The organism is Pseudomonas sp. Je.1.5.c, from assembly GCF_051129895.1.
Taxonomy (GTDB): Bacteria; Pseudomonadota; Gammaproteobacteria; order Pseudomonadales; family Pseudomonadaceae; genus Aquipseudomonas; species Aquipseudomonas urmiensis.
This window is the reverse complement of record NZ_JBCPSP010000031.1, coordinates 21,975-43,736: the sequence shown is the minus strand read 5'-3', so window position 1 is coordinate 43,736 and position 21,762 is coordinate 21,975. Positions and strand designations below refer to the sequence as shown.

The 21,762-nt window shown below is 63.4% G+C and carries 12 protein-coding genes; 3 read left to right on the top strand and 9 right to left on the bottom strand.

The genetic code is table 11. The features are described 5' to 3' along the window. Window positions 1-4: 4 nt before the first annotated feature. The 5 genes from AAZU54_RS19910 to mnxG are packed head-to-tail and all read right to left on the bottom strand — an operon-like array spanning window position 5 to window position 10,729. Entirely contained in the window at window positions 5-1,525 is a 1,521-nt protein-coding gene (locus AAZU54_RS19910) for a cytochrome c/ABC transporter substrate-binding protein (protein WP_434727559.1), read from the bottom strand. A 5-nt stretch (window positions 1,526-1,530) separates the two neighbouring features. Continuing rightward, a complete protein-coding gene (locus AAZU54_RS19905) occupies window positions 1,531-2,196 on the bottom strand; it encodes an SCO family protein (protein WP_368972677.1) in 666 nt (221 codons plus the stop codon). Then, on the bottom strand, window positions 2,193-2,858 hold the full coding sequence (locus AAZU54_RS19900) for an SCO family protein (RefSeq protein ID WP_312155371.1): 666 nt from the start codon (window positions 2,856-2,858) through the stop codon (window positions 2,193-2,195). Before AAZU54_RS19900 ends, AAZU54_RS19905 begins: the two co-directional genes overlap by 4 nt. Continuing rightward, entirely contained in the window at window positions 2,855-4,831 is a 1,977-nt protein-coding gene (locus tag AAZU54_RS19895; RefSeq protein ID WP_434727558.1) for a cytochrome D1 domain-containing protein, read from the bottom strand. The genes AAZU54_RS19900 and AAZU54_RS19895 overlap by 4 nt, the downstream gene beginning before the upstream one ends. An 18-nt stretch (window positions 4,832-4,849) precedes the next feature. Further along, window positions 4,850-10,729, bottom strand: coding sequence for a manganese-oxidizing multicopper oxidase MnxG (mnxG, locus tag AAZU54_RS19890; RefSeq protein ID WP_434727557.1), 5,880 nt, complete (start codon window positions 10,727-10,729; stop codon window positions 4,850-4,852). Between the two features lie 750 nt (window positions 10,730-11,479). On the opposite strand from mnxG, the gene AAZU54_RS19885 reads away from it, so the two are divergent. Both AAZU54_RS19885 and AAZU54_RS19880 read left to right on the top strand, forming a co-directional pair. Next, window positions 11,480-11,866, top strand: coding sequence for a VOC family protein (locus AAZU54_RS19885; protein ID WP_186553273.1), 387 nt, complete (start codon window positions 11,480-11,482; stop codon window positions 11,864-11,866). Window positions 11,867-11,988: 122 nt separating this feature from the next. Continuing rightward, window positions 11,989-12,558 carry a hypothetical protein gene (locus tag AAZU54_RS19880; RefSeq protein WP_186553274.1) on the top strand — a complete coding sequence of 190 codons (570 nt, stop codon included), beginning with the start codon at window positions 11,989-11,991 and terminating at the stop codon, window positions 12,556-12,558. Window positions 12,559-12,627: 69 nt separating this feature from the next. On the opposite strand, the gene AAZU54_RS19875 is transcribed toward AAZU54_RS19880, so the two are convergent. The 4 genes from AAZU54_RS19875 to AAZU54_RS19860 all read right to left on the bottom strand — a co-directional run bounded on the left by AAZU54_RS19875 (window position 12,628) and on the right by AAZU54_RS19860 (window position 16,709). Then, window positions 12,628-14,298: an MFS transporter gene (locus AAZU54_RS19875; RefSeq protein WP_434727556.1), complete on the bottom strand. Its 1,671-nt coding sequence runs from the start codon at window positions 14,296-14,298 to the stop codon at window positions 12,628-12,630. A gap of 225 nt (window positions 14,299-14,523) precedes the next feature. Beyond that, window positions 14,524-15,303: an alpha/beta fold hydrolase gene (locus AAZU54_RS19870; RefSeq protein ID WP_434727555.1), complete on the bottom strand. Its 780-nt coding sequence runs from the start codon at window positions 15,301-15,303 to the stop codon at window positions 14,524-14,526. After that, window positions 15,300-15,719, bottom strand: a complete 420-nt coding sequence (locus AAZU54_RS19865; RefSeq protein WP_186553277.1) for a VOC family protein — start codon at window positions 15,717-15,719, stop codon at window positions 15,300-15,302. Before AAZU54_RS19865 ends, AAZU54_RS19870 begins: the two co-directional genes overlap by 4 nt. 75 nt (window positions 15,720-15,794) lie before the next feature. Next, complete coding sequence (locus AAZU54_RS19860) at window positions 15,795-16,709, bottom strand: alpha/beta fold hydrolase (protein WP_186553278.1); 915 nt, start codon at window positions 16,707-16,709, stop codon at window positions 15,795-15,797. Between the two features lie 190 nt (window positions 16,710-16,899). Here AAZU54_RS19860 and AAZU54_RS19855 point away from each other — a divergent pair, with 190 nt between their 5' ends. After that, window positions 16,900-21,759 carry a dermonecrotic toxin domain-containing protein gene (locus tag AAZU54_RS19855; protein ID WP_434727554.1) on the top strand — a complete coding sequence of 1,620 codons (4,860 nt, stop codon included), beginning with the start codon at window positions 16,900-16,902 and terminating at the stop codon, window positions 21,757-21,759. Window positions 21,760-21,762: the final 3 nt, after the last annotated feature.

The following is a 21,762-nucleotide window of genomic DNA, read 5'->3' as shown; positions in this document are numbered from 1 at the left end:
CCGTTCAAGGGGTATCCGGCAGCGGCCGGTACGGCGCAGCTTCGGCAAAGCGCGGCCCAGGCAGGGCCACCGCCACCACATGAGCCCCGGCCATGCCCTGGCGCCGGCCCGGGCCGAAGCTCAAGGCCGGGGTCAGGCCGGTGTCGATGTCATGCAGGCCTTCCAGGGCGCGCACCAGTTGTTCGCGGCTGGCATCGCGGCCAATCTGCTTGAGCGCCTCGCTGAGCAGGCGCAAGGCGCACAGGGTGTTGACCTGCAGTGAGGCCTGGCGCGCATCCAGGCCCTGGCGCTGATGCAGGCCTGCCAGCCGGGCGCGACCCTGCTCGGTCCAATCGCCGGGGACGAATGGATAGGCCAGGAACACCCGCTGCGACCACTGCGGCGCAAGGTTGGGCAAGCTCCCGGCGACCTGGCTGGCGGCAGCGAACAACAGCGGCGCTCGTCCAGCGGCGTTGAGCGCCTGGGTCAGTTGGCCAAAGGCGTGCGCGTGGCCGAGGAACACCACCCCCTGGGCGTCCGGGGCCTGCCCGGTGAACGCCTGCACGGCGGGCACACTCCAACCGGCCTGCTGCAGCCGCTGGCGCAACTGTTCGGCCAACGTGGCCTGTTCGGCATCGGCGTAGACCACTCGCAGTCCATCGGCAGGCAAGCCCAAGCCGTCGCGAGCATGCACAGCCAGGCTCAGCAACTGTTCCAGCAGCCCCGGCATCGGGTCGAAGATCTGCGGGCTGGGGCCGCTGCGTGGAGTACTGCCGATCAACGGCACGCCACGCCGTTCAAGGGCTGCGGCCAGACGCTCATCGAGCATCGGCGCCAGCGGCGAAACCACTGCGAATACACCCTCCTGGTCCAGCAAGCGGTCCAAGGCGCGGCTGGCGCTGCCCAGGTCTGCACCCGGATCCAGCACCACCAGTTGCAAACGCCGGCCATTGATCCCGCCTTGCTGGTTGAGCTGCTCCAGCCCGTCGTTAAGCACGGCCCGCACCACCCTGCCCGCCTCGGCCAAGGGCCCGGAGCCAGGCAACAAGGTGCCCAGGCGCAATACGCTGTCCTCCACGCCCGGATCAAGCTCCTCGCCCAGGCGCTTGAGATAAGCGGTGAGATTGCGTTGATCGGCCTGGCTCAAGACAAAGCGCGGCATCGCCGGATCGAGCCGGTTGCCAGCCGGATCGATGCCCTGCTGCACCGCCCGGGCCAGGCCTGACGCGTCGTAGGCCGGGTAACTGCGGCCATTGGCCTGGCGCTCACCGGCGCCGACGCTCAGGCGCTGCCAATCCAGGCTTGGCGGACGCACACCGCCTTCGGCGCGGCCCTTGCCATCGTTACCATGACAACTGGCACAGGGCAGCACGCTGGCCGGCACGCTCATGTCACTGACACCGACCCGGGCGACCACCTGGGCGTCGCCACTGGCAAGGCCCTCACGGTACAGGCGCTTGCCGGCCTGTTCCTGAGCGGTCAAGTCCAGGGCCAGGGCTGTGGTGCACAGCGACAGCCCCAGCCACAGTGCCAGCAGCCGGCCCACGGTGCTCACCGGCCGGCCAGTGGTTGAGTGAGCAACTGCATGCGCTGGGCGATGGCCGCAGGTGGCGCGTCGGGGCGGATCTTGCTCCAGCGTTTGCTCGCCACATCGCCAGCGATCAATTGCGTTGAGTGCTGCTCTGGGCTGGGCAAGAACTGCCCAAGGCGCCCCAGCACCAAGTCGACATTGGCCTTGTCACCGGTCAGGAACAGCCAGTTAGGGCCATCCACGCCTTGTTTTTCGGCAAACGCCTTGAGCACTGCCGGGGTATCGTTGAGCGGATCACTGCTGACCGAGATGAAGGTCACCTGGCTGGCCAGTTCGCTGCCCATGGCCTCGCGTACTTCACGCAACTTGCGGGTAATCAGCGGGCAGGCGTCGTTGCAGTGGGTGAAGATCACATTGAGCATCACCACCTTGTCCTTGAGCACATCGCTGTAGAAGCGCAGCTCGCGGCCGTTCTGGTCCTTGAGCACGGTATCGGTGAACCAGGCTTGGGCATCGCGGGTGCCGCCACCGCTGCTGATCGTCGGCGGTGCCGGTTGCGGCGCGGGGGCCGTCGGCGCATGGCCCTCGTGGGCCAAGGCAACGCTGCTGAGGATCCACAGGCAGCCGATCAGGGTCAGCCAGTCGAGACCGCGCATGCCGCTTCGGCGGCTGGTAAGACTGCTCATGGTTGTGCCTCCTGGGCGGCAGGGTCTGGGGTTGCGGCGATCGCAGTGCTCTTGGCGTGCACACGGCGGGCGCTGAGGCGGTTGAGCTCGGCGACCAGCACGGCCGGATCGGTGAAGCCGTAGTAGCGGGTCCAGTGGCCGCTGCGACCATCACCGACGATGATCATCGGTGGGTGCTGGGTCAGGTCGGCGCTGAAGCTGCCCAGGCCCTTCAAGGTTTGCGTGATGGCATAGGGTGAGCCGGTCAGCCAACTCCAGCCCGGCCCCTGCTGAAACGCCTTGGCGTAGCTGGCCAGGCGCTTGGCATCGTCGCGCTGCGGGTCGACGCTGATCGACACCAGCTGGATCTCCTCACCAACCCGCCCGCCCATCTGCGCCTGGACCTTGGACATGATCGACGACACCACCGGGCACACCGTGGTGCAGCTGGTGTAGATAAAGCCCATGACCACCAGGTGATCGCCAACCAGGTCCTTTTCCAGGCGTACCGGCATGCCGTCCTGGTCCTGCAGGGCGACATCGGCAAAGCTGACGCTGGCCTTTTCCTGGCGCGCCGCTGGCGGTTGCGGGGCATGCCCACTGTGATCATGACCGGCATGCGCCCAGGTCAGGTTACTGGCGAGCAGCAGGCTCAGGGCGAGCAGTTTGCTTGGGCAGTTCATCGCACACTCCTGGGTTCCCCTTGGGAAGCGGTAGACGCTGCGGCCGGCAGGACACGCAGGCTGGTGTAGTTCTCTTCGGCAAACGTGCGGCCCAGTGATGGCGACTGCACGTGCAGGTACCAGGCACCGGCTTCGGCCAACTCCAGCGAGGCTTGGTAGACCCCCTCACCCACCTCGGTCAGGGGCAAGCTGCGCGGCAGCGACGACGGCGCCAGGAAGTAGCGCAGGCTCAAGTCGCTCAGGCCCAGGCGAGGCTGGCCGTCGTCACCGAGGATGCGCACGCGGGCAACGAAGGGGCTGTTTTGCAAGGCCGGCTGATCATTGCCGATGAACTCGGCGTGAGCGCCGTTGCGCTTGGCCGCCTCAGGCGCCACGGCGATGTCGGTGCTGAAGCAGTGGATGATTTGCGGCTGGTTGAGCAGAAAGGCCACGTCGAACTTGCCCGCCGCCGGCATCTTCACGGTCGAGCCATACACACCTGGGGCCAGCTCGCGCAGGCTGCGGTCGATGACGATCGCCGCCCGCGCCTGATGACCGCGGTTGTTGTAACCGGACATCGGCGCGTTCATCCCCTCGGCGTAGAAGTAGGTGGTGTTGTCCACCGGGTTGACCACGAACACCGAGTTGTTGTCGCGGGCCACCGACAGGCCTTGGGCCAAGGGCAAGTCACCGGCCTGGCGCGGCGCGGCGGGGCCGGCCTCGAAGCCTTGGACGATGGGCTGGCGGCCCTCGCCCAGGCTGCCCAGGTTGATCATGCTGACCTTCGGCGACGACAGCCCACGCACGTAGGCGTAGCCCTTGGTGAAGGTCAGCTGGTACGGTTCGGCCGCCACCGCAATGCGGTGGATCAGCGTGTCGGTACTGGCATCGATCACCAAGGCCTGGCTTTCCAGGGTGTTGAGCACGATACCGTAGCGGCCATCGTTGCTAAAGCGCATCGGCCCCAGCCCCTGCTCTGCCTTGACCGTGTGGCGCAGCTGATGACTGCGTGCGTCGATGACGCGTACCGTCCCCTCCTCGCCATCGGCCACATAGACCGCCTGGGACAGCGGCGAATAGGCCACCGACAACGGGTGCGGACCAACGTCGAGGGTTTTCACCAGGCGCATCTCGGCAGCATCGATGATGCTCAGCGTGCCGCCATCGCGATTGGTGACGAAGGCATAGCGCGAATCACTGCTGAAGGCGATCTCATGGTGCCCGGAGCCGGTGGCGAACGACTTGAGCATGCTACGGCTGTGCACATCGATCACGGTTACCCCGCCCTTGGCCGGATCATCACTGTTGTTGCCTACCCAGAGCAGCCGCTGGTCGGGCTGCAGGGCAACCCGCAACGGCTGGGCGCCGGCCTCCAGAGTCGCCACGCGGCGGAAGGTTTCGGTGTCGATCACCGCCACCTGGCCACGCTCGGGCATGGACACGAACACCTGCTTGTCGTCGCCCGTGGCCGCCCAATCCATCGGCCGGCCTGGCAGGTCGATACGCGCCAAGGTGCTGGTGACCCCGCCCACCGACACGGTGGGGTCGATCACCGTCAGGCTGGGGTCCTTGTTCAGCACCAACAGAAAGTAGCTGTTCAGGTCCAGCAATGGCCGGGCACCGATGCTGCTCTTGAGAAACAGCGCCACGCGCGCCTTGCAGCTGCTGTCGCGGTCACCTGCCGGGGCCGACTGGGCCGGGTCCAGCCAGGCCCCCGGTGACATCCCCGACAACGGTTGGCCACTGCTCTGGTCGCTGACCTTGAAGCGCACGTTGGCAAAGCTGCCTTCACGCAGCTGGCCACCGTCCATGGCCTTGGCTTCGAACTCCACGGTCATCCCGTCGCGGCTGAGCCGGTGCAGGGCCTGCGGGTCGGCAGCCGCCTGCAACAGCTCGCGCGGGTCGCACCAGAGCTTCTCGTAGGCCACCCCCATGCCGATCAGCGCCACTCCCAGCAGTACCCCCAAGTAAGCAGGGCGAGTCTTTTTGTTCATGCTCGCGCTCCCCTTCTGTCATTGCGCCGGGGCGGTTGCCGGCGGCGCTTCGTTGGTCACCCGCAGGATCCCCCACAGCCCCGAGGCATTGCCGTAGGCGGCGTAGTCGCGGAACAGGTAGTCACCAGGGATGGCGTTGGCACCGCCGGCGCTTGGCAGCATGAAGCTGAAGTGCGCGGCCGGCAGCACGCTTTCCTGGGCGCCGATGTAGATCGACATCGGGTTGTAGCCAAAGCGCACCGAGCCAATGCCCGGCAGGCTCATGGGGTAGCCGTCGAGGTCGTTCTTCTCGGCCTGGTAGGCGTGCAGTGGCCACAGGTGCCCGTCCAGTTGGTAGGTGATACCGCGGCTACCCCCGCTGGGCATCAGCACGTGGCTGCGTGCCGGTTGCCCAGGCTTGGCCCAGAGCACTGGGGTTTGTGGATCGCCACCGACTAGGGCATTGCTGTAGGCCATATGCGCGTTAGGCACATCGGCGAAGCCAAAGCCATCGGCATGCCCGAACGGTGCGTCCGGCGCCAGGCCGAAGCGCAGCCACAGCGGCTCGGTCTTGTAGTTCATGGCCATGTTGCCGTTGTCTTTCGGGTCACCCGGCACGCCGTTGCCTTCGGTGGCGATGCCCTCAACCGGCCGACCATCGGCCCAGCGCATGTTCAGCGAACGCTGCCAGACAGTGACGAAGTCGCGGTAGTCGGGCTGGCCACTGACCTTGACCGTGGCCTGGGCGCGGCTGGCGTTGTCCTCAGTCCAGGTCGCACTCTGCGGCAGGATGCTCATGCCACCGACCAGACCCTTCTGCGGCTGCTTGATCACATCCGAAGGGGTCAGGTTGAGGCCGCCGAACTCGATCGCGGTGGTGTTGATGTTGTCCACCGTACGGCCCAGTTGCAGCACAGGCTTGCCTTCGCGCTCCAGGTGCCCGGCGTAGTACTGATACACCTTGCTCGGGTAGGCGCCGCTGTTACCCGCGCGCGGGGGTACGGTCTGGATCGGGTTGAGGCCCACGTTGGCACCATCGGACTTGGTGATGTCGTAGCTCAGCAGCTGGGCATGCAGGCCAACGTGGCTGGAAGGTCGCATCAGGTTGTTGTTGAAGGCGGTGGAGCCTTCGCTACCGTTGCGATCACGCTTGACCACGTTCTGCATCACTGCGGTGCTGGGCAGGTCCGGCATCATCAGCGGCAGGCGGTTTTCCAGGGTGATGCTGATGCAGTCGCCCGCGTTGGCGCGCAGCACCAGCGGCTCTACCGGCACCCCGGCCTTGAGCTTGCCGGTGCTGGTGTCCAGGTCGGCCTTGCGCACATACAGCACCGCAGTCGGGTCATGCAGCGGTGCACTGTGACCGCCGATGGTGAAGGTGGCACCGTCCTCCTCGTCGGTTACCGTCACTTGCGGGATGCTGGTCTTGCGGCTGTTGAACACCAGGGTGCCGCCATTGGCCTTGAGTGGACCGCCGACATGCTGGCCGATACCCGCCGGGTCGGCGATGCTCACGCCATGACGGTTGTCGAGGATGTCGTTGGCCAGCGCTGCGACGATCTCATAGTTGCGTTTGACCGTCGGTTTGCTGCCCACGCCATTGGTGTTGGCGGTAGTCCTCGGGCAGATGCCGTCGAACGCCACGGTGTTGCGCATGGCTACCGGCTGCGGGTTATTCGGCAACGGGAACAGGTCGGCGCGCTGCGCGGTGTAGTTGCGCATGATGCCCCAGATGCCGTTCCAGTAGCCCTCCAGGGCCGCATCCAGCGAGTACAGGTAGTCACCGTTGGTGGCTGCGGAGCTGGAGATCATCGACACCGGCGCCATGAAGCCGAGCTGCTCGGAGATACCGATCATCTGCGAAGCCTTCCAGCCCGAGTTGGAGCTGTTGCCGAAGCCCGAACCGTTTTGCAGCCATTTGACCCCGTGCAAGGTGACGTTGTGCTCCTCTTCATGACCGCCGGCGTGCATGCGCAGGCGCACGTTGTCGCCCGAGTAGGTACGCAGCAGCGGGGTGAACGGGTCGCCTGGCTCGCTGCCCTTGTTGATGTGCGGCGGGAACAGCGTGGTGCCGCCGGTTGGGCCGAGCGCCGAGGTGATCGCCGAGGGCGCCAGGTTCATCGCCGGGATGGCGCGGTCGGTACGGGTCTGCAAGGCATAGCTCAGGTCTCCCGCCAGGCCATCGGCCTGCATGCCGCGCTTGCCATCCGGGCCGACCTTGTTCGGGTCGAATACGCGCAGGGCCAGCGGCTCGTTGCGGTAGTTGACGACGAACATGCCAGGGTCATCCACCGAGATCGCTTGCGGGCACGGCCGGCTTGGGCAACCTGGGCTCAGGCCGCCGCGCGACTCGACCACCGACTCGAGCAGGTTGGAGGCTGCTTGGCGCACCGGTGGGTTGATGGCGTAGCGGAAGCTGTCGCTGGTGGCCGGGTACGCCTGGCCATTGGGCACGCCATCAGGGCCGGCGCCAACATACACGCCGGCTTCATAGGCATGTTGGAAGTCGCTGTACTCCAGGAAGAACTCGCGATAGCTGTCGTTACGCCCGTCGCCGTCGTGATCGCCGGTCTGGATCACCGCTTGCCACGAGGTCGGCCCACCGTCCTGGCGAATCGCCGGGTTGTAGAGCTTCTCGCCGGTCTCGGCGTGGTACCAGGTCGAGCCGGCAGGTTCGGCCAGGACAGTGGCATACAGGCCCAGTTGCTGATGGGTCGATGGGCCAAGGTGGTCGTGGGTGAAGATGGTGCCCAGGCCACGATCGACGTTATGCACGTTAATCAACGGGTCGGCGAACCAACGCTGCATGGCGGTGCGCGCACCGAGCCAGTCTGCCCTGCCGAAGCGGCCGAAGTACGGGTGCTGCTTGGCTTTCGGGCAAGCGGCGCTGCCATCACGGGCATCGCCTTCGCTGCAACCATTGAAGCTGCGGATGGCCTGGATGCGCTCGACCACACTGCCGGGCGAGAGAATGCCGTCTTCGTAGTTCCAGCCGTTGGCCGAGCCGTCGGCGGCGGTCAGGTCCCACTTGGGCAGGTGGATGTGCTGGCCGATCACGTCGGTTGGGGTGCGCACCTGGTAGTCGTCCATCTCATAGAACGACGGGATCAGGTTGGTGTGGGTGTACATGGTGCAGTCGAAGGTGTTCATGCGCATCACCAGTGGCTCTGGTGGGCGCTGCTTGGTAATCACCGGCCAGGCGTCTTCCCACAGGGCCAGGATGCGCGCCTGCGGGAAGTGGTAGCCGACCTTGTTGTATACCGCGTCGAACTGGATGTTGGCGCCTTTGTAGATCCGCGGACGGTCGGCGGTGAAGGTGGAGGCACCGCGGAAGTTCAAGCCAGTCAGGCTCTCGCCGCTGAAGAACTCACCCGCGCCGGAAGCTTGCGTCAGGCGCTTGCCCCGGTCATCCATGCACGGTTCATAGAACGGTGCCCCAGCAGTGGGCAAGGCGCCGTTGGTGCGGAAGTTGCGCGCCACCGGCTGGCTGCCTGGGATCAACGCGTAGCTGGCGTGCTCGGCCTTGGCGTGGAACTGCATGGCGGCCTGCTCGACGTCGGTGCCCTCCTCGGGCATGTAGATCGGCTTGGCTTTGTGCACCACCTTGGAGAAGTCCAGCTTGGTGGTGGTCGACACCGCTTCGCCGCCAGCGGAAATGCCATCCAGCGCGTGCCGGCCCAGGCCCCCATCCCAGCCATCGACCTGACCCGCATCAAGGTTGGCCCACAGGGCGTTACCGCTGTTCTTGAGCTGTTGCGCCAGGACAGGGTCGAGCATGTCCAGTGGTGGCGTCGGTGGACGTTGGCCGACGCTGCTTTCCATGCCGCCGATCCAGAACGGATAGCCAGGGTTTTTCAGGCTGCCGTCGGCGTTGCGGTTGCTTTCGCTACGATCGACCAGGGCCAGCGAGCCGATGGCCCGCGGGGCGCCGTCATCATTGCCATGATGGCCATGGTCGTCGTCGCCCTCTTCCTCTTCCTCGTCCTCTTCCTCCTCTTCATGTTCGGCGACCAGCTGTTCAGCCAGCTTGGGCACCACTACCACCTTGCCGGGCATCGGCGCCATCGCTTTACCAGGCAGCGGCACGATGGCCGGAATCGGCGTACCAGCAATGATCTCGCCATCCGGCAAAGCCCGGGCGCCCGCTGCTGGCTTGCCACTGCGCAGGGCAAACGGCGTGCTGTGGTAGCCGTCCTGCGCCTCGCCGCTGACTTCCAGGCGGGTGCCCTCTTCGAACACATCGTGTACCCGCCACATGGCCCACATGCCTTGGGCAAAGTGCGGGTAGAAGTGGCAGTGGTAGATAGCATCGCCCGCTACCCGGTTGCGGTTGCCCGAACCGCCGTTGGCGATTTCGTAGGTGTAGCCGATGCCTGGGCCAATGCCCTGGGCATCGATGTAGTCGGAGTTATCGTCGTTGGGGTTGAACAGCCACTGATGGCCATGCAGGTGGAAGATGTGCTGTTCGTGGCCGTTGTGGGTGTTGCGGAACTTGGTGAAGTCACCGATATAGCTGTGGTGCACGTTGGCCGGCTCCGACGGGTACAGGGCCATGCTGGCCTTGACCCCAACGGCATTGGCCGGCGGTGTTTCACCTGGGCGAATGTGCTCCAGGCCAACGTTGGCCGGGACATCGACCAAGGTGCCGATATCGCCCACGGTGTGGGCACTGAGGAAGAACTCCTCGTAGGCGCAGGACAGGCAGTCATGCATCGGGCCAACGCCCAGGCGGTTGGCCACCACCTCAGCGCCCATGCCGCCGGAGCCATAGTTGATCATGAACGAGTCACGCGTAGGTTCCAGCACATGGCCCATGATCGGGTCGGCCCAATAGCCTGGGAATGCCTGGGTGCCGGCCACTTCGTCGGCGAACTGCGAGCCGAAGTCGCGGAACGCTTCCAGCCGGTTAGGCAGTGCCGGGTTACGTTTGTTGATGCTTTCCAGTGGATAGGTCGAGCGCGGGAAGCTGCCGTCAGGGTTGGGGCCCATGACGATGGCGTCGGTCTCGCTGCTGAGGATCTCGCTGCCGTCGATCATGGCGATGATCGGTTTGCCAGCCTTGCCCTCGCTGATCCAGGGTTCCACTTGCGGGTAACGTGCTTCGTAGTCGAGCACCGGTTGACCGGTGGGTGCACGGCCAGTGCTGGCCAGGCGCATCTCCTCTTCGGTCAGGGTGTTGCGGTAGGTACGGCCGCCTTTAGGCACTACCACCACTTGGCCGAACAGGCCATTGGCGACGTTGCCAGCACCACCCTGGCCGCCAAACGTAGCGCCCTGGCTGGTGGCGGCGAAGGCGCCTTCGCGCTCGGCGTACAGGGTATAGCTGCGGGTGCCACCGGGGGCGACCAGGAAATTGCCATTGCGCCCGGTGTTGGCGGCAATATCGCTGATACCGTTGACTGCCTGCATGCCATTGACTTGGAAGCCCACGTGACGGTCGGTGACTTGCTCGTCGGCGATGAAATGCTCACCGCCCTCGTTTTCCAATTCACCGGCTTCGTTCTCGTTCTCTTCCTCGCCCTCGACTTCGTTGTCGTCGTGGTCGATGCCGTGCTTATTGGGGTTGGCCTGGTAGGCCAGCAAGTTGGTCAGGTTGACCGTCAGGCAGTCACCAGCGGCGACGCGCAATACGATCGGACGTGGGCGTTTGTCTGGACGCAGGGTGACCTTGCCAGGCACGGCCGCGCCGCCCTTGGTCAGCGGGATATGGTTTTCGTCGACCACATCCTGGCGCAGGGCGAACATCATGCCGTTGGCGTTCTGTGCGCCGAGGCGGTTGAACATCAGGGGCTGGTCCAGGGCCACTACGTTGGCGACCAGGTTGCGCTGGCATTGCACCGCCGCTTCGCTGGTCGCTTGCCAGCCGAACAGGACTAGCACGAGTGATGTCAGGACTGAGCCTTTGAGCGGGGTCATCATGCTGCACCTCCGGGGGACACAGGGACTCTGCGAGGAGGTGGAGCAAGGTGTATGCCATAAAAATTATTGTTGTTTTTCAGGTGGTTGGGGTTTGAAGTGCAACGGATTGGGGAGGATTCCCCAGTAGGTTTCCCCGAATTGGGGGTTTGGGTTTGGGTTTGGGTTTGGGTTTGGGTTTGGGTTTTTAGAAATTTGGGCATATCCAATGGCGAAGGCGACGCTGAGTCACCTTTCCGCCCTTACGGCGGGTCACTTTTTGGCAAACGCCCCAAAAAGTAACCAAAAAAGTCTGCGCTCCACCATCCGGCCCTACGCTGCGCTTCGGGTCCCCTCGCGCCGGTGCCTTCCGGGCCCGCGCGGCCTACGATTTGCTACGCAAATCTACATCTCGCGCCTTCGGCTACGCCGAAGGGTGCTGCGCACCTGGCCCTCCAGACACCTCTGCTCGGCCTCCTGAAGTCGCGAAGTTAGTGGCGGCGCCTGGGCTGGCTTTATCTGACGATAGGGCCAGGTGTTGTGGATATACCGGCCTCTTCGCAGGCACACCGCCAGCTGGAAGAACCGCGCGGTACCTGTGGGAGCGGGCTTGCCCGCGAAGAGGCCAGAACAAACAACACAAAAGCAGAACTCAATGCTTGGCTTCGGCTTCGGCTTCGGCTTCTGCGAGAGCGCAGCGACGAAGCCTGGTTAACTCAGCCATACCAGCTTTACTTGAAGAAAAACAAAACCCGTCACAGAGGGAAGTGCCCCATGAAGATTGTGGTCACCAGCATTCTTGTCGACGATCAAGCCAAGGCATTGGCGTTCTACCACTACGTACTGGGCTTCGAGCCCAAGCACGACATCCCCATGGGCCGCCACCGCTGGCTCACCCTTACCTCCCCCAATGACCCCAACGGCGTCGAGCTGTTGCTCGAACCCGACGCCCATCCCGCCGCCAAGGCGTACAAGACCGCCATCAAGCAAGACGGTATCCCCGCCACCTCGTTTGGCGTACGCGATATCCACGCCGAGTACACCCGCTTGTGCAAGGCCGGGGTCGAGTTCACCCAGCCACCCACCGACCTGGGCCCGGTCATCGTCGCGGTGTTCGACGATACCTGTGGCAACCTGATCCAGATCGCCCAGCGCCATTAATCAGCCATCCCCCCCCCCCCGCAGTACCGGCAATTTCCCAGCGCGGATGCCGGTACTGACACCTACCCAGCCTTCCGCTACAGTCTCAAGACCCCCAGCGCATCCAGAACAAGGAAAACACCATGCGCTATGAGTTCAACGAAGTGCTCAACGACCTGGTCGATTACTTCCTGCTCGGTGACATCCAGCTGCTAGCGCGCTTCAAGCAGGAAAACGACTTGCCTGATGACCTGGCCTACGAGTTCACCCACAACGACAGCGGCGATCAGGCAGTCCTTGAAGGGGTGGTCCTGCCCCTGGCCGGCATCGAGAACCTGCCCTACACGATCATTTTCAGTGTCGATGAAGACAACCCGGCCCTGCTCGAAGCGGGCAGCCGCTTGCAACATCGGCGCGGCGGCTATGTACTGCGGGTAGAAAACCGTGCAGTGATGCTGTTCACCTGGAGAATCCTCCAGCACTTCACCAACAAGACCTTGGGCGACCTGCTGGCGCGCTACCAGATGCCGAATCGGCCGATCATCGAGCTGGAAAACGGCTGGTACAACGTTGAGGTGCTCGCTGGTGCGGTCAAGCGCGACGGGCTCTACGAGCCGACCTTCGAGTTCCTGCTGAAAAAGTCCTGGAGCCGCGGCGACGCCTCCGGGGTCGATACCAGCTATGCCTTTACCCTGCGCGGGGATTTCGCTTGAGCGACTGGCCCTACCGACGGCATCGCCAAGTAATACCAGGCAGTACCGTCGATAGCGCCCAGAGAGCTATCAAGTGATATCGCGATCCTTGGTTTCCGGCAGGAACAAGATCCCCAGAATCGCCGTCATCACTGCAATCACGATCGGGTACCACAGCCCGTAATAGATGTCGCCGGTGGCTGCGACCATGGCAAATGCCACCGTTGGCAGGAAGCCACCAAACCAGCCATTACCGATGTGGTATGGCAGCGACATCGAGGTGTAGCGGATACGCGTCGGGAACAGCTCCACCAGCCAGGCGGCGATCGGCCCGTAGACCATGGTCACGTAGATCACCAGGATGGTCAGCAGCAACAGCACCATCGGGTAATGGATCTTGGCCGGGTCGGCCTTCTCCGGATACCCCGCCTCTTTCAGCGCGCCACCGAGGGTGGCGGTGAAGGCATCGTTCTGCGCCTTGAAGTCTGCCGCCGCCATCGTCCGGCCATCGAAGCTTGGGATCACCCGCTCGCCGATGCGGATCTGGGCCACGCTGCCAGGCTCGGCACGTTGGTTCTCATAGGGAATCGCGCGCTTGGCCAGCAGGCTCTTGGCGATGTCGCAGGAGCTGGTGAATTTGGCCTTGCCGACCGGGTCGAACTGGAACGAGCACTGGTCAGGGTCGGCGACCACCACCACAGGGTTCTGCTCCTGGGCTACGAACACGTCCGGGTTGCCGTATTCGGTCAGGGCTTTGAAGATCGGGAAGTAGGTCAGCGCAGCGATGATACAGCCGGCCATGATGATCTTCTTGCGCCCGATCCGATCCGACAGGCTGCCAAAGATGACGAAGAACGGCGTACCGATCAGCAGTGAACCGGCAATCAGCAAGTTGGCCGCCTGCGGGTCGATCTTGAGCGTCTGCAAGAGGAAGAACAGCGCGTAGAATTGGCCGGTGTACCACACCACCGCTTGGCCGGCGGTGCCGCCAAGCAGCGACATGATCACCACCTTGAGGTTGTCCCAGCGGGCGAAGGATTCAGTCAGCGGTGCCTTGGATGACTTGCCCTCGGCCTTCATCTTGAGAAACACCGGCGATTCGTTGAGCTGCAAGCGGATATACACCGAGACCGCCAGCAGCAGGATCGACAGCAGGAACGGGATGCGCCAGCCCCACGCTTCGAAGGCCTCGGTGCCAAGCACGGTGCGGCACGCGAGAATCACCAGCAGCGACAGGAACAGGCCCAGCGTGGCGGTGGTCTGGATCCACGAGGTGAAGAAACCGCGCTTGCCCTTGGGCGCATGCTCGGCCACATAAGTCGCCGCGCCACCGTACTCACCGCCCAGCGCCAGCCCTTGCAGCAGACGCAAGGTTATCAGGATGACCGGCGCCGCCACGCCAATGCTCGCGTAGCTGGGCAACACGCCGACGATCGCGGTGGACAGGCCCATGATGACGATGGTGATCAGGAAGGTGTGCTTGCGCCCGATCATATCCCCCAGCCGACCGAACACGATGGCGCCGAACGGGCGCACGGCAAAGCCTGCGGCAAAGGCCAGCAAGGCGAAGATGAATGAGGTGGTTTCGTTGACGCCGGCGAAGAAGTGCTTGGCAATGATCGCGGCCAGTGAGCCGTACAGGTAGAAATCGTACCATTCGAACACTGTGCCTAGGGATGAGGCGAAGATGACCTTGCGCTCCTCCCGGGTGATGCCGCGTTGGGGCGCGCTGCCCGTCGATGTGCTGTCGATAACCGCCATGGGTTGCCTCCGTCTTGTTCTTGAAGGCCTGAGTACCTCAAAGATCAACACCGCACCCTGGCCCTTGGGCTTGTTTGGCTCACGGTTGCGCGAAGCACGACGAGACGAACCGCCTCGGATCGCAGCAAGGTAAGCTCAAGCATAATCGGCTTTGCGCGGATATCCACCCGCCAGGCCGCGCCCTTCACCAGCTACAGCGCAGGCGGCGGATGAATCACGGCATGCTCAGGCCAGAAACTGCCTGACGGCGCTCAACACCACGTCTTCATGTTCGCGATGAGGCACATGCCCACAGCCGGGCAGCATCTGCATCACACTCGGTCCGCCGGCCATGGCGATGAAGCGGCGCGGATGGGCGTCGGAGCCGAACTCGTCCAGATCGCCGTGCAAACTGAGCAGTGGGCAGCGCACCTGGGCCAGCACTGCATCCAGATTCCAGCCGGCGAAAGCGTCGGACAACCAGTTGTCTACCCACGCGCGTAACACCCAGTGGGCCTTGTCACCGTGGTACTTGCTCAGCCGTTCGATCTGTCCAGACTCGGCGAACTGGCGATCGGCCTCGCGAATCCCGGCAAGGGTGCGGGCCTCGACAAAGGCCTGGGCCGATTCGGTAATCAGCCCCTGGCAGTGCTCGGCAAAGCGTGCCGCGCAACTGATCGCCATGCCGCCACCGACGCTGTGGCCAAAGACGATGAACGCATCGATGCCCAGCTGGCTGCGCAGCGCGGTAAATTCCTGCTCGGCTTGCGCTTCGACAAAGCCTAGGCGCAGCTGGCCAGGGTGGCCATCGGAGCGGCCAAAGCCGAGCCGGTCATAGGCGATCACTCGATGCCCGGTAGCGCGCGCCAAGCGCTCGGGAAACTCGCGCCATAGCGCCACGCAGCCGAGCGAATCATGCAACAAGATGATCGGCACGCCCTGCTCGCCCTGAGGCGTCCAGTCCTGGGCGAACAACCGCCCCTGCGCAGTTGCGATCCAGTGCTGCCTGACCTGCAGCTGCATCATGGCTTGTCCTGCACCGGCCCTTTGAGCTCGACCTGGTTGCCGTCGGGATCGAAGCAGTACAGCGACAGCCCCTCCCCCTGGGCGCCGTAGCGCTTCTCGGCCGGTTCGACAATTACCCCAGCGGCTTTGAGGTAGTCGCTCAGCGCTTGCTCATCGAACGGCTCGATGCGCAGGCAGAAGTGATGCAGGTTGCGCCCCTGATCTGCGGCAGCGCGACCTCCCGGCAGCCCCAACGGGCCGTCGATGCGCACCAGGTCGATCATCGCGCTACCGGCGGCCAGGTGGACCATACCCAGGTCTTCGCGAATCCGACTGACCTGACAGCCGAGCAGGTCACGATAAAAGCCGATGCTGCGCTCAAGATCGCTAACCCGCAGGACTAGATGGTCTATCTGTTCGATGGTGAAAGGCCGCATGCCGCATCTCCCTGTGGCGACGTGGAAACAAGTGCACCAACATAGCCCATCACAGCCTGCGGCAACAGACCCGTGTTACTCGTTGACCAGCCGCTGCACCGCCCCCTGCTCATGCCGGGCCAGTACTCGCAAGATCTGGTCGACCAGGGCGCGCTCAGGCGCCTCCAGGTGTAGATGATGCCCACCCGGATGCCAGGAGACCTTGGCCTGGCGCGGCAGAGCCGCCTCACGGCGGGCGAAACCGTCACCGGCAAACGCGCCCTGACGACCCAGCATCAGGTACAGCGGGCAGCTGACCTGCGCCAGCAGTGCGCAGGCTTCACCTTCGGTCAGCGGCATGGGTTCGGGCAATACCAGGCGCGGATCATGGCGCCAGCAGTAACCATCGCCGACCTGCAACAGGTCACGCAGCGCCAGTAGCCGCGCAGCGTCCTCCGACAAATTGCCATCGAGGCGACTACGGCGCTGCTGCAATGCCGCGTCAAGGCTGTCGAACTGGCTGCCATCCGGCTCGCTGAAGCCCTGCAAGCGACTGCGCCGCACCAAGCGCTTGAGTCGATAGGCCTTGGCCAGATGCTGCACGCGATCATCCTCGGCCACGGTAAACGGTGCGCCCATGCCATCGAGCAGGATCATGCTGGCAATGCCACTGGTCATTGCCGCAAGCAGGGTGGCGATGCCACTGCCCATGCCGTGGGCGATCAGATGAAACTGGCTTAGGCCGAGGCTGTCGACCACCGCCAGCATGTCTTCGGCATGCTCCCACAGGTAGTAGCCACTGTCGTGACGGCGGTGATCGGAGCGGCCATGACCGACCAGGTCGGGTGCCACTACGAAGCAGCCATCGAGCAACGGCGCCAGGCGTTCGAATGAGGCGGCATTATCCAGCCAACCGTGCAGGGCCAACACCGGGATACCATCCTCCGGTCCCCAGGTACGCACGGCGATCTCGATGCCGTCGAGGTCTAGCAGGTGATCCTTGGGCCTCATGGGCACTCTCCATGACTGCGCCCGACGCCCACGCGCCAGGCCGGCAGCCTACCATCGCCTAGTGCGCCGCCAGCTGCTGGCCCGTCACCGACGGCGACATGCGCGACACCGACCCCGAGCGCTAGCTATGTACCGCAAGGCGTGGCAGCGATTACGGCTTGATGGGGCTCCACTTTTCAGGAGCACCCGCATGACCAGCACCCCCGCCTACCACCACGCGCAAATCGTGCGCACGCTGCCCGCGTGGAGCAAACAATTACACCCAAGCCACACCCGCAAGATGATCCAGAGCCTGCGCAACGACTACATCGACGAGCACGGCGTGCCCTATCCGTGGTTTGCCGGCGCTCGTCCTGATTGGCAGGATGGCGTACGCAGGGCTATAGCCAAGCGCAATGAAAGCCGCAAAGCTCTGCAACAGGCACTGGCACCGCTCAAAGGCATTAGCGAATTCTGCGCCCCCTTGCTTGAGCAACGGTTGGCCCTCGACATTCCAGTCGATCAAGCCCAGTACAGCTTTCAGCCCTTTGAAGACATCGGCGACAGCTGGGTATCTCCCATCGACGTTGAATACCCAGTGGCAACCGAGCGAGAGACCAACGTCAGCGCCACCCGCCCTAAGGGCTCACCACAGCTGCGCAGTTTGCTCGAGGCGGCGCTGCACAATTTCACCGGTATTTCCCAGGCAGGCCCCTACAGCACCCTGCAATACAGCGCCACAGACACTCGAACACTGCCCACACTGACAGTGGAGCGGTTCATCCAGCATTGCCGAACGCTGGACCTGGGTGCACATTATCAAGCGCATCTGGACGCCATCCATGGCGGCGTTGCCGGTGAGACGCTTGAGGCACTGATGTCAGAGGCGAACCGAGATGAACTGCGAGTCAGGGCTCGGATCGCCTCGTTGCAAGGGCTGCTATCGGCCCACGGCCTGGATGCCCTGCATCAGCTGAGCAACAATCTGCCGACGCCGCGTTACAACCAATCCGCCCTGCACTGCTGGCGACTAAGTTTGTTTGATATCGGCCTGCACGAAGTCCTGCTGATCGGCCCAGACCAACCCGACCAGATCAACCCGCTGATCCTCTATATCCCAGGCGATGATCAGGAACCGCTGCGCGAGTACCCGTCACTGCGCGAAGCTATGGCTCGTTTCAAAGCACAGCTGCTCAGAACTACGTTTCGCCGCCAGATCAATGCCCTTGCCCCCGGGCCACTCCAGCCTGCGCTGGCCAAAAAACTGCAACACGCGCTGTTCGAACGCCGCGAACTCAATGGCAGCGAGGTCCTGCATCCGCGTAGCGCCCCAAAAATTGTCCTGAGTATCACGCGCTTACCCATTCAGCCATGGACCACGCTGCACAAACTGCATGTACTGCGGCTCAAAGGCGATGCGGCATGCATCGCTGTGCCGACCGCAGCAGTGGACGCCCAAGCGCAACTGGAACGCCTGAAACATTGGTATGAGGTCGGCCTGAACGTACTGAACGTCGCCGCCATGTTCGTCCCGGGGCTGAATACTGTGATGTTGGCAGTCGGCGCCAGCCAGATCCTGCAAAGCGTCTTCCACGGCCTCCACGCCTGGGAAGCAGGCGAAACAGCCGAGGCTTTGGCGCAGCTGGAATCGATCATGGTCAATCTTGCAGTCGTCGGTACCCTTGCTGGCGGGGCTGCAGTGATCAAGGCTTCCGGATTCGTCGATATCATGAAAAGGGTATGGATCGAGGGCGAGGAGCGACTGTGGTCGGCCAACCTCACTGGCTACCGCAGCCGTGTCGAGCTGCCCGCTTCGCTTGAGCCCAACGAGCAAGGCCAATATCTGCTTGATGGCAAGTACTACATCCGCTTGGACGGTGAACTCTATGAGCAGGTCAAAGCTGCCGATAACAGCTGGCGGCTGAAGCATCCCGAGGACGCACACGCCTACAGCCCGCAGCTGAACCACAACCAGCAAGGCGCCTGGCGCGTAGAGCATGAGCAGCCCATGGACTGGGACACTACGCGCCTGCTGCGTCGCCTTGGCCCACCCAGCGCAGACTTGTCTGATCAGCAACTACTCAGCGCAATGCGAAGCACGGGCCTTGACGAGGATGTCTTGCGTTACACCCATATGCGCGCAAAACCCGCACCGGCGCTGCTTGTAGACGCGCTCACCCGGCTCAGGCTTGACCACGAAGTAGACGACATCATTGTCCGCGTGGGTGACGGCCGCTCGCTCGCCGCCTACAAGAATTACGCGGTCCCGGCGCTGCTGGAACTGCCAAACTGGCCGCAGGACCACGCGATCCGCGTCTTTAATGGTCCTGAGTTATGGGGAAGCTCTACCCTGTATGGCCAAGGCAGTGTAGAAATTCAGCTGAATCGAACGAACTTGGAAAAAGGCGAACTGGCCACGGCAGTGTTGAGTCAAATGGACGAACAAACTGCCAGCGCCCTGTTACCGAATACTTCCCAGGAACTACGCGCGCAAAACCTTCAGAAAAAGCTCGCTGATCACCTCAGTGGCCAGCACACAGCCATGTTCCAGAGCCTGTATCTGGGGCATCGCCCAGCGCTCAGTGAAGCCGCGCAGACACTGGGTCGCCAGTTCACCAGCCTGCCAGACCCTGCCCTTGAGGAAATCGTCGAGCACGCCACCCCACTTGAGCGCAAGCAGCTGGCTGGTCGTCGTGTGCCCTTGCGCATTGGCGAGGAAGCGCGGCGGCTGCAATCACGGGTGCGCCTGGACCGAGCCTTGATCGGCCTGCACCGTCCAACGCTGGCAAACGCCGACACACGCCTGTTGGAGGAAGCGCTCTTGGTTGAGCGACCGGATCTGGCCAATGCCACGCCAGCGCAGCTGTTTGCGCTACTGGCTAATGACCGCCCGCTGGCTGCCCGACTGCTTGGCCAGCAAGCGATCAGACCGGGCTTTCGTTCGCCCTTGCGCCTAAGCGATGGACGCGTGGGCTATCCCCTGAGCGGCAGACAAGGCACTAGCGCACGGCGTCTACGCGATTTGTACCCCGCACTAGACTCCCGCCAGCGCCAAACAATGCTCCAGCGGCTCACCCAGCGCGGCGATCTGGCCACGCAACTCAACGTCCTAGAGGAAGAATGGCGCAACCTTGATAGCAGCCTGAGTGCCTGGTCGCAGGCAGTCGGGGATGTGCGACGGGCAAGTCGCGAGGTGTTCAGTGATGCTGTGCGCAGCGCTTGGCGGCGGGAAACCGGCGCCACGTTGGAGGTGACATCCATTGAGCTGGAGACCTTGCCCCCACTGCCGGCGCGCATGGAGCACATTACTGCCATCACCGTGCGTGATGCGGGGGTGCGTCATATGGCCGAAGCGTTTCTGCAGAGCTTCCCCAATCTTGAGCGCTTGCGCGTCATCCAGAACCCTGAACTAGACAGTACAACCCTGTTTCAGGCGTTGCGCCGCAGCACGCGCCTGCGTGAGCTGGACCTGCGCAATAATCAGATGGCGACATTACCGGCAAATGCGCTGCCAACGCTGACGCAACTGCGGCAGTTACGCAGCCTGAGCCTGCGTCACAATGACTTGCGGTTGAGCGCGGAACAGTTGCGAGCGCTGACTCAGCTGCCCGTGGAATTGCTGGACCTAAACCGCAATGCCATCGAGCTCGATGCCAGCACAGCCCCCTACTTCCAGGACATGGTGCACCTGCGCCGTCTGGAACTCGCCGGCAATCCGCTGCGAATCGCCCCTGATGTACGTTACCTGGCGCGCCTGGAACATCTGAATCTGAGCAGAACCCAGTTGACCAGCTGGCCCGAAGGGCTGACCACCTTGATGAGTCAACGTAACTATCAACTGCGCCATCTTGACCTGAGTGACAACGCCATCCCCTTGGTACCTGACCTTGAGACTGTGCTTGCCACACCGTATGCGCAGGGCCTACGCGATGAGCGCGCCGGTCTGCGTTGGCACTTCAATTACAACAGGTTGCAGGAAGGTCAAGCCCTGCGGCTGCGTGAATCCAGCATCAGCGTTATCGAACACTCAGTGTCCGAATCAGAAAGCGAGGGTGGCTGGCTGGAGGCGGGTTCGGCGCAACAACGAGCGCGCGCTGAAGCGTTCATGATCAGCCTTGAGAATGAGCCGGTGGTCGATGTTCTGGATCGCCTGACACTTTCCGCCGAAGCCCTGCATCACCCGCAAGGCCTTTATCGTCGGGTGTGGGCGCTGCTGGGGCGTGTGACCGAAGATGACCAGTTGCGCCAACGCATCGTAGAGGTTGCGCGCGAGTACCCGGCAACCTGCGGCGACGCTGGGACCGATGCGTTCAGTGCGCTGGAACTGGAAGTTTTGGCCTTCGACGAAACCGAGTATGCCGATCTTGCGCCGCAATACAGCTTCAACTTCTACCGCAGGCTGTTCCGCCGCGCTCAGGTCAACGCTATAGCCGACAATATCGCCGTGCGCAGAGCGCTACGCCGGGCGGCCCTCGTGGACAACCTGCCAGAACTGCCAGAACTCGCCCCAGAAGACGCTATCAGCGACGAAGACCTGCGCAACTCGCTGGTTGACGACATCGAGATTCGGTTGGCCTTACGCCAGGCCCTGGCGCCCGAAGCCTTGCTGGACTTCCCTGAGCCAAGCCAGGGCATGCTCTATCGGCAGACGGCAATGATCACCAGCACCATCGAATACAACGTCGAGCAACGGGTTTACGAGCTCGATAGTGTGCCCGCCAACCGACATGAGTGGATGGTCCGCCACCCGACCTGGCAACTGTTTCTTCAGCGTGAATACGGCGACCAGCTAAGCGCCCTAACCGAAGCCTGGCTGCACGGCTCCAACTACCTTTCTGGCGTGTATGAGCTGACAGACGGGCCGCTCACCCCTGAGGTAACCCTGGCGCTGACCGCCGCGGTAGGGCACAGCCCGATTGAGGACGGCCAGTTGCGTCAGGCTGAGCTTGAGGAGCAAGCGCTGATCGATGCCTGGGCGTCGTTCAAGCAAGCGAAGGAGCGCGCTGAGCACGCACTCCAGCTGCGCCTGACCGCCGCCCTGGATCGTAACAACCGAGGGCCCAACAGCTAATCT